Annotated in this window: 11 protein-coding genes and 1 pseudogene; 7 read left to right on the forward strand and 5 right to left on the reverse strand. The window is 58.3% G+C overall.

Annotated features, from left to right (window positions below):
- Positions 1-77 precede the first annotated feature (77 nt).
- A pseudogene (locus tag AS026_RS39625) lies at positions 78-841 on the forward strand (IS5 family transposase).
- A 554-nt stretch (positions 842-1,395) separates the two neighbouring features.
- Positions 1,396-2,034, forward strand: a complete 639-nt coding sequence (locus AS026_RS41115) for an NYN domain-containing protein (RefSeq protein ID WP_155951333.1) — start codon at positions 1,396-1,398, stop codon at positions 2,032-2,034.
- A 271-nt stretch (positions 2,035-2,305) separates the two neighbouring features.
- On the opposite strand, the gene AS026_RS09720 is transcribed toward AS026_RS41115, so the two are convergent.
- The 4 genes from AS026_RS09720 to AS026_RS09725 form a co-directional block, all read right to left on the reverse strand.
- On the reverse strand, positions 2,306-2,863 hold the full coding sequence (locus AS026_RS09720) for a DUF932 domain-containing protein (protein WP_235777219.1): 558 nt from the start codon (positions 2,861-2,863) through the stop codon (positions 2,306-2,308).
- A gap of 28 nt (positions 2,864-2,891) precedes the next feature.
- Positions 2,892-3,065: a DUF932 domain-containing protein gene (locus tag AS026_RS43190; RefSeq protein WP_235777220.1), complete on the reverse strand. Its 174-nt coding sequence runs from the start codon at positions 3,063-3,065 to the stop codon at positions 2,892-2,894.
- The gene (locus AS026_RS43195; RefSeq protein WP_235777221.1) at positions 3,062-3,154 is read right to left on the reverse strand and encodes a phosphoribosylamine-glycine ligase; all 93 of its coding nucleotides are present in this window, start codon (positions 3,152-3,154) and stop codon (positions 3,062-3,064) included. Before AS026_RS43195 ends, AS026_RS43190 begins: the two co-directional genes overlap by 4 nt.
- 364 nt (positions 3,155-3,518) lie before the next feature.
- A complete protein-coding gene (locus AS026_RS09725) occupies positions 3,519-3,791 on the reverse strand; it encodes a single-stranded DNA-binding protein (protein ID WP_051321223.1) in 273 nt (90 codons plus the stop codon).
- A gap of 128 nt (positions 3,792-3,919) precedes the next feature.
- Here AS026_RS09725 and AS026_RS09730 point away from each other — a divergent pair, with 128 nt between their 5' ends.
- The gene (locus tag AS026_RS09730) at positions 3,920-4,171 is read left to right on the forward strand and encodes a WGR domain-containing protein (protein ID WP_028749616.1); all 252 of its coding nucleotides are present in this window, start codon (positions 3,920-3,922) and stop codon (positions 4,169-4,171) included.
- Positions 4,172-4,295: 124 nt separating this feature from the next.
- Here AS026_RS09730 and ligD read toward each other — a convergent pair whose 3' ends face one another.
- Entirely contained in the window at positions 4,296-5,357 is a 1,062-nt protein-coding gene (gene ligD / locus AS026_RS09735; protein WP_028749617.1) for a non-homologous end-joining DNA ligase, read from the reverse strand.
- Positions 5,358-5,592: 235 nt separating this feature from the next.
- On the opposite strand from ligD, the gene AS026_RS09740 reads away from it, so the two are divergent.
- The 4 genes from AS026_RS09740 to AS026_RS09755 all read left to right on the forward strand — a co-directional run.
- Positions 5,593-6,321, forward strand: a complete 729-nt coding sequence (locus AS026_RS09740; protein WP_202902647.1) for a hypothetical protein — start codon at positions 5,593-5,595, stop codon at positions 6,319-6,321.
- A 125-nt stretch (positions 6,322-6,446) separates the two neighbouring features.
- A complete protein-coding gene (locus AS026_RS09745) occupies positions 6,447-6,704 on the forward strand; it encodes a FitA-like ribbon-helix-helix domain-containing protein (RefSeq protein WP_028749618.1) in 258 nt (85 codons plus the stop codon).
- The gene (locus AS026_RS09750) at positions 6,701-7,123 is read left to right on the forward strand and encodes a type II toxin-antitoxin system VapC family toxin (RefSeq protein WP_028749619.1); all 423 of its coding nucleotides are present in this window, start codon (positions 6,701-6,703) and stop codon (positions 7,121-7,123) included. The genes AS026_RS09745 and AS026_RS09750 overlap by 4 nt, the downstream gene beginning before the upstream one ends.
- Before the next feature lie 136 nt (positions 7,124-7,259).
- The coding region (locus AS026_RS09755) for an IS110 family RNA-guided transposase (RefSeq protein WP_062369556.1) at positions 7,260-8,038 on the forward strand (779 nt) is incomplete at its 3' end.

Consider the following 8,038-nt stretch of genomic DNA (forward strand, 5'->3'; position numbering starts at 1 on the left):
CTACAGCGTAAACTCATAAAATTTCTTGGCATTTATCGACCGGCGTGATTCAAGGCTTCGAAATAGGGAAGCATTTGATGACACGTCGTCGCTACGAACTGACTGACCACGAATGGTCGATTATATCGCCGTTGTTACCCAACAAGCCACGCGGCGTTGCCCGCGTTGATGATCGGCGGGTACTGAATGGCATCCTCTGGCGGTTTCGAACGGGCTCGCCTTGGGCGGAAGTTCCGGAACGCTATGGCCCGCCGACGACCTGTTACAACCGCTTCGTCCGCTGGCGCAAAGCCGGGGTATGGGATCGGCTTCTTGAAGCGGTGTCCAAGGCCTACGATGGCGACATCGTCATGATCGACTCGACCTGTGTCCGCGTTCACCAGCACGCGGCCACGGGAAAAAAAGGGATGGAGACGATGGTGGCATGGGACGTTCCCGCGGCGGCCTTACGAGCAAAATCCATGCGCTCGTCGATGCCGAAGGTCGCCCGGTCAATCTGCGTCTGACTGGTGGACAGATCGCCGATTGTGCCGAAGCCGACGCGCTGACGGATGAGCTTGGCGAGGGGGACATCCTGCTGGCCGACAAGGGTTATGACACGAATGCCATACGGGCAAAGGCCGCCGAGAGAAAGGCCTGGGCCAACATCCCGCCGAAGAGTAATCGCAAGGGCTCTTTCGTATTTTCGCGCTGGGTCTATCGGCAACGTAATCTCGTGGAACGGTTCTTCAACAGGATCAAGCAGTTCCGAGGCATCGCAACCCGATATGACAAGCGCCCGGAAAACTACCTCGCCGCTGTAAAGCTCGTCGCAACAAGAATATGGTGCCAGAGTTTATGAGTCGACGCCGTAAGAGATTCTCAGACAATAGAAATGCATGCAACCTATCCTAGCGCATGGAATATACAATCGAGGTTCCGGAAGAACTCGAAGTTTCAACAAAGCCAGGCCACGACGGAGAGGTCCGGTTCGTTTACCGCAGCAGCGCCCCCTGCTAAGGATTGAAGGGTCGGCCTAGATTGCGTATTTTAGGCATATTAAGCGCGAAATTGCGCATTGCGACACCAATGCGCCCAGCAAATCGGTTGACGAATGCGCCGTCCCTCACTATGTTAATGTCAACAACTAACCCAGCATCCTGAGAGACATGGGCTCCGGGGCGGTTGGGGGAAAAAGCCGGCGCAAGCCGGTTTTTTTATGTCTTGGGGGCAGGAGTGGCAGCGTAAGAACGCGCGTCTATATCGACGGATACAACCTTTACTACGGTTGCTTGCGAAAGACCGCCTTTAAGCGGATTGGCGTGCTAACGCTGTTTGAGACGCATATCCTGCCCACAATCCTCTATCGGCCGGCAACGGACACCGCCCCGGCGAAAATGATCCTGCATCCAGATTGTGCGATCATATTTCACGGCAAAGATCATCGACAGCGCCGCAAAGGGCGAGGACTCCGTGTCCTCGCAGGCTCAATACCACAATGCGCTAACGGCGCATTGTGGTGGTCGCCTGTCCTTTGTGATGGGCAATAGCTCGCTCTGCAAGGCCAATCAACATATCGTTCCAGCCGACGATCCGAAATGCTGGCCGCGTGACTGCGACAAGATCCAGGTATGGAAGCTCGAGGAGAAGCAGTCGGATGTGTATTTGGCGCTTCACCTCTACGACGACGCGCTGAACGGGGAGGTTGATCAGGTGGTACTCGTCACCAACGACACCGATTTAGCGCCGGCGCTGGAAATGCTTAAGGTTCGTTGCCCACACATCGTCCGCGGCCTGGTGATACCGACGCGCAAGGTCGGGGCGGGCGGTGACCTTGAACGCGAAGCAAACGTCTCGCTCGCACAACTCGCTCATGGGTCAGGCGGCATATCTCGGAGGATGAGCTGCGCGCCTCACAATTGCCATATGTCGTTCCTGGCCGCCGCCGCGCCAGCATCAAGCCACACTCATGGTATGCGAAACCGCATCACCTTGCGAAGGTGCTGGAAATGGCGGAAAGCGACCATCTCGGCGGTCGTCGCCCTATCGATATGATCGAGACGGATGAGGGCGCGGCAGAGGGTCTTTAACTACATAGAGGCATATATCCGCGACAGGCTGAAAAAGACCGGCGACCAAACTGATTTGTCCTCGAATCCTGAACCAGACGGGCGGGAAGGGAGTGCGAGGGGTGGGGCTTTGGGGCACCCCTCGAAGCTGTCGCGCGCCGCTCGCATGCGGCAAGGGACAGCCACCAGGCACGCGGTGGCGAGGAGGGGAGGGCGAGGCGCCGCTGCTTCCGGGCGCGCCTTTCCCTTGGCACGTTTCACGCCTTCAGCGCTGCCATCCTCTCACCGAGAAGCCACAAGGCCTTGTTCAGCTTGATATCCTGATCAATGCCGTTGACGGCGCGTGACCTCATACGGCGCGGTCTGCCGAGGTTATCACGGCCGACACCACGTAAGCCGCCTTTCAGGGAATTTTCCTGCACGACGTTCCAAGTTGTCCAGAGATCGTCGGCGCGGTCATCATGGCGGCGCGGAACGAGCAACTGCTCGGCCTTGATCGGCGTCTTCGTTTCGCCGTCAGTGTCACCAAACCGAAGCACATGGGCAGCATCCGCAAGAATGTTGGCTTCCTCGCGATTGAGGCGAATGGTCGACCAGTCCTGCGGCGCGGCAAGGGTGCGTTCGGCCTCGCCAAGCACCCGGTAGGTGCCCTCGATCACCTTGTGTTGAACGTCGCCGGAATGCCGGACCTTGATGGCGTCGATGGTGCCGGTCTGCGTCACCAAGGAATTGAGGCAGCGGACACGAAAGAGGCCGGCCATCAATTCGTAAGCCGACGTACCATCGTTTGCATTCTTGAGCAGGATCTCGCACACGGTGTCGCCGACATGATAGACCTTGCCGTCATCGACGCGGCGCAGACGAATGAGATGCTTTGGTAAAATCGGCCTTGCCTTCGGTACGGCTGCGCGACTGCTTGGCGCCGACCGGCATGAAACCTTCCCGCATCAGGCCGCGCAGCACCTCGATGGTCGGGATCGGCTTGAAGCGTTCCGACCGGCTCTCATGGGCGGTCACGGCAAGATCGACGGCGCGAAACGGCGCATTTCGGTTTCGGTGAGCGCGCGGCCGGTATCGAAGCGGGCGGTCTCGGTGTAGATGCTCATAGCTCTGTCTCCTGATTTCCCGGTTCCCGAGGGAAAAGCCCCTTCGGGCGAAGCCTCCCCACGGCGGCAAACGGGACTGTCAAGCGGCGTGGCGCGGAAGGCGGGGCATCTTCACGGGTTCGCCTCCGGCGGACTGGCGCGGAAGATCAACCGGCTTCACGGGCCACTTGACCGGCCTGGACGACGATGTCATGGGGCGGAAACGAACATGTGGCCCGCACCGGGCCTCGATACCGATGCTTAAAGCATCGCCGGATAAGCGATCGTTACCGGGAACGGCGGAGACGGCCGCAGGCTGGCTCCGTTAATGGCAGAGAGCGCGGCCGTCTGGAACGGCGGTGGCCCACCTTTGGTCCTTCGGCGCTCAAGCGCCCTTCTTGGCAACCAGATTGAACAGCTGAGCAATGATATCGGTGGCATAGACCTGTTCACCGTCTCGCTCAAAGCTGGAGTTGGCTATCCGGGACTCGATATAGACGAGATCGCCAGGCCTGACATTTTCCTGGATCCACTCGGCCTGCTTCTTGTCGAGGACGGTCCCCTGCACCCAATCGGTCGCAGTTTTCTTCTCCCCATCGGCCTGCCACTCAGCTGCGCGACGACGCCGCGCACAGCAAAACTTCGCACCCCCAGTCACCCGCCGCTACGGGAGCAGCAAATATAGTGGCCGACAGGAAGGTTCCGACGACGACGCGGATCCGCTTGATTTTTCAGACATGGACACCTCTTTGGACGATCGAGACTGGATCATCGATTCTGCGCGCTATGGTATCGCAGCCCTATCGCATCTACGTCGAACGAACCGACGCCACGAAGAACATGGCGCGCTTCTACGCGATGGAGATTTCGAGCACTCTGTTCGGCGAAACCTGCCTGACCAGGACCTGGGGCAGAATTGGCCGCCGCGGTCACAGCAAGGCGCATCACTTCGACCATGAAGCAGACGCTGTCGAACTCTTCCTCGAACTGACGCGGCAAAAGAGACAACGCGGATATTGTCCGAGGCAGCGTGCTTAACGACAAAAGTTTCCCCGCCCGTGTAATGTCGCAAATAGCCGGTGTCGTCATTCAAGAACCAGAAGCGCTCGCATGCAAACTACCGGTTCAAGCGCTTGTAAGGCATTCGGTTGCCAGCAGCTATTTAGCCGGTCATGCGATAGACGTCGGCGTTATCCTGACGATCGCGCAGCCCCTTGTAAGCCGCATGCCGTAGCCGATTGTCGTTCGTCCACGCCCGATATTCGATTTCTGCGATCAGCGTCGGTTGGACCCAGACCGCCTTCCTCTTGCCATCATAGGGCAGGGGCGGCTGTTTACGCTTCCAGGGAAGCTTGTCCATCAGCTTGCGCAGCTGAAGCACTTCACGCTCCTTAAAACCGGTTCCGACGGAACCGACATAGGCGAGCTCGCTTCCGCGATATGCGGCGAGCAGCAGCGATCTAAATCCTATGGCCGGGTTCGGCGACGGCTCATAGCCGATGATCATGAAGGCCTCGGATTGGACGCATTTGAGTTTGACCCAGTCGCCGAAGCGGTCAGATCGATAGAGGCTGTCACCTTTCTTGCCGACGATGCCTTCGAGCCCGTGACGGCGGGCTTCCTCAAGGAGGGCTGCCGGATCGGCGTCGAACTCTTCGGAGATTCGAATCGCACCCTCCTGTCTATCGAGGACGTCCTCGAGGAGGTGACGTCTCGAGCGATATTCGACGCCGCGCAGGTCGTGGCCATCAAGATAGAGGAGATCAAAGGCATAAAGGACCGCCGGCGAGGCGAGAGCCCCGGGCGTGTTGCCGCTCGCGCCGAGAGACTGCTGCAGCAACCCGAAATCCGAGCGGCCGTGCTCGTCGAGGATCACGGCTTCGCCATCGATGATCATGGTGGCCGGGCCAAGCGCACGAGCAGCTTTCGCGATAACAGGAAAGCGATCGGTCCAGTCAAATCCGCCACGCGTGAGGATGCGCACGCCGCCTTGCTCGATGTGAACATGGAGGCGATACCCGTCCCATTTGACTTCCCAGCCCCAATCGTCGCCGACGGGCGGCTTCGTCAGCAATTTTGCAAGGGCCGGTTCGATACGATCCGGCATGGGATCGAACACGAGCTGCGGCTGCGCCGGGTTGCGTTTCCGGATCGGTAGGCTTTGGATGGGGGCGCCGTCATCACGTAACAGCGGCTTTGTGGTCTTGCGCGGTCGCCTGGTCATGACGGCATTCTATCAGGAAATATTAAAATCCATTTTACTGAATGTAGAAGGCTGGCGGTGGTCTAGAAACGTGGGGCAGCGTCATGCCGGCACTTCTCCGTCTTTGCTACCGATTGGGGTGGCGGTAAAGGTGTTGTGCGACACGGAAACTGGGGCGGCCTCATCGCGCCACTTCACAATCAGTTCGAATCGGCGGCATCTTGCTCGAACGTCGGACGAGACATTGCAGGGCTGAATGAGCACCAACGAAAATAGTAGACCAAGAGAAGCGACCAAGCACACTGCCGTTATCGGAACGGTCGTGCAAATGTGGGAAAAACTCGCCTGGGATATCGACGTGTTCGAGGATATCCAAAGGAGCTATCCGAACGAGAAGCAGCCACTTGCCTATGCGGCAATCAACATCTGCATCGCCGCCGAGAGCCTCCGCGACTGGATGACCGAAGCCATCCGATCGCGTTCGTTAACCGGGGGCAAGCCCTCCAAGGATACCATCCGAGATCAACTTGCCATGCAGATTCCTCAGCTCAACATGTGCACGGCGATCGCGAACACGGCGAAGCACCACAATTTCAAAGAGGGAAGGTGGGTCGGCGGGCGGGTCGAGCTTGGTTGGGAAGAGGGAGACGAACACATTCCTTCCGGCTTTGCGCTCTACCACGTCGATAACGACGGACAGAGCATGACGCTGGCTTTCACCTCTTTCCAGGCGCTCAAAGAGGCCTGGTGGAATGCGATGGTTGCCGAAGGACTTGCAGCGGGCCGAATGCCCACCCCGGAGTGGATGCAAAACAAGTTGGCAAGGATTTTCCGGCCAATCGTAGAGAAGCTTCCCCCGTTGACGCTTCGACCCTTGCCGCCAACCTACCCTCCTGCCGAACCTGTCCAAGAGCAAGACGTGGCGGAATACGGGTTAGCCACAATGATGAAGTTGCAGTTGGCCTGGCCTAAACGTGAGCCATAACGCCCCCCGGACCGGCGTTGCTCCCATGCCGGCGACGCCGTTTAACCTGTCATATGAGAAGATTGCTGGCGATATCACATTATGTATAGTGCAATCATTGATATCAATTTCGAAAGGAAGTCATCATGGCGAGCGTGACCGTTAGGAACCTGCCGGATGAGGTGCACCGCGCGCTTCGCGTGAGAGCAGCGATGCATGGCCGCAGCACCGAGGCCGAGATCCGCGACATCCTCGAAACGATTGTCCGTCCGCCGGAGCGCGTCAAACTCGGTTCTTTATTGGCGTCTATTGCCCGTGACGCAGGAGGGCTGACCGATGCTGAAGCGGAGCATTTCAACCAGCTGCGTGACAAGACACCGGCTGAACCGATGAGCTTCGAATGATCGTCATCGATACCAACGTCGTTTCCGAACTGTGGAAGGCCGAGCCCGACCGCAATGTGATGACCTGGATCGATGCGCAGATGATCGAAACGCTGTATTTGTCCGCAATTACGGTGGCCGAACTGCGTTTCGGCTTGGCGGCCATGCCAGCAGGCAAGCGACGCACGATCTACCTGAATCGCTTGGAAGGAGAGGTATTGCCGGCCTTAGCGGGGCGCATACTCCCCTTCGACTTGGATGCGTCACGAACTTATGCCGGTCTGATGGCGCAAGCCAAGAGGGCAGGCAAAGCCATCAGCAATGCGGATGGCTATATCGCCGCAACGGCGTTGGCACGTGGGTTCATGGTCGCTACGCGCGGTACAAGCCCGTTCGCGGCCGCTGGGCTAGATATCATCAACCCCTGGGAGGCGTTATGATGGCACGGATTTTCAGGTCCTCCTGTTATGTTATAACATGTATATGTGGCGGCCAGGTTGGAATGTCCACTGTTGCGCAAAGTAGATGGGGTGGTTGCCGCCCTCGTGTTTGGACCAGTAGCGGAGAGGACTACACATGACGGAAGTGATGATCGGGGTGGATCTTGCAAAGAGCGTCATTCAGATTCACGGTGCATCGATGTCGGGCCGGTTGCTCTTTCGCAAGAAGCTGTCGCGGGGACAGTTCTTGCGTTTCATGGAAAGCCAGTCCGGGGCTGTCGTGGTGATGGAAGCTTGCAGCAGCGCTCACTACTGGGCACAGGAATTGGCGACGCTGGGGCATGAGGTCAAGCTGATCGCTCCGCAATATGTGCGACCTTTTGTGAAGCGTCAGAAGAACGATGCCGCTGATGCCGAGGCCATTGTTGTCGCGGCACAGCGACCCGAGATGCGCTTCGTAGAACCCAAGTCCGAAGATCAACAAGCGAAAGCGGTGTTGTTCCGAGCGCGGAAGCGTATCGTGCGCCAGCGGACGGAACTGGTGAATGCGCTGCGCGCTGTACTTTACGAGTATGGCCACGTCGTTCCGCTCGGGTTAGGACACATCAAGCGCATGGAGGCATTAGTCGATGATGCGGATAGCGCCCTGCCGAAACTCGTGAGGGAGGAATGCAGCGATCTTCTGGCCCAGATTAGCGAAAAGACCGCAAGAATCGAGGACAAGACGAAGAAGATTGCCGGACTTGCACAGCAGAGCAATGTTGCGCGACGTCTCAAGACCATGCCAGGCGTAGGCCCGATGGTAGCTCTTGCGGTAGAGGCTTTTGCCCCGGCAATGGACAGCTTCAAGTGCGGGCGATATTTTGCGGCTTGGCTCGGTCTAGTCCCGCGACAATTCTCTTCAGGCGGCAAAGA

This window comes from Rhizobium altiplani (assembly GCF_001542405.1).
GTDB classification, from domain to species: domain Bacteria; phylum Pseudomonadota; class Alphaproteobacteria; order Rhizobiales; family Rhizobiaceae; genus Rhizobium; species Rhizobium altiplani.

Coding starts and splice junctions, on each gene's coding strand:
- AS026_RS43195 (WP_235777221.1), bottom strand. CDS start 3,154: ATGAGCATCTACACCGAGACCGCCCGCTTCGATACCGGCCGCGCGCTC.
- AS026_RS09730 (WP_028749616.1), top strand. CDS start 3,920: ATGGTATCGCAGCCCTATCGCATCTACGTCGAACGAACCGACGCCACG.
- ligD (WP_028749617.1), bottom strand. CDS start 5,357: ATGACCAGGCGACCGCGCAAGACCACAAAGCCGCTGTTACGTGATGAC.
- AS026_RS09740 (WP_202902647.1), top strand. CDS start 5,593: ATGAGCACCAACGAAAATAGTAGACCAAGAGAAGCGACCAAGCACACT.
- AS026_RS09745 (WP_028749618.1), top strand. CDS start 6,447: ATGGCGAGCGTGACCGTTAGGAACCTGCCGGATGAGGTGCACCGCGCG.
- AS026_RS09750 (WP_028749619.1), top strand. CDS start 6,701: ATGATCGTCATCGATACCAACGTCGTTTCCGAACTGTGGAAGGCCGAG.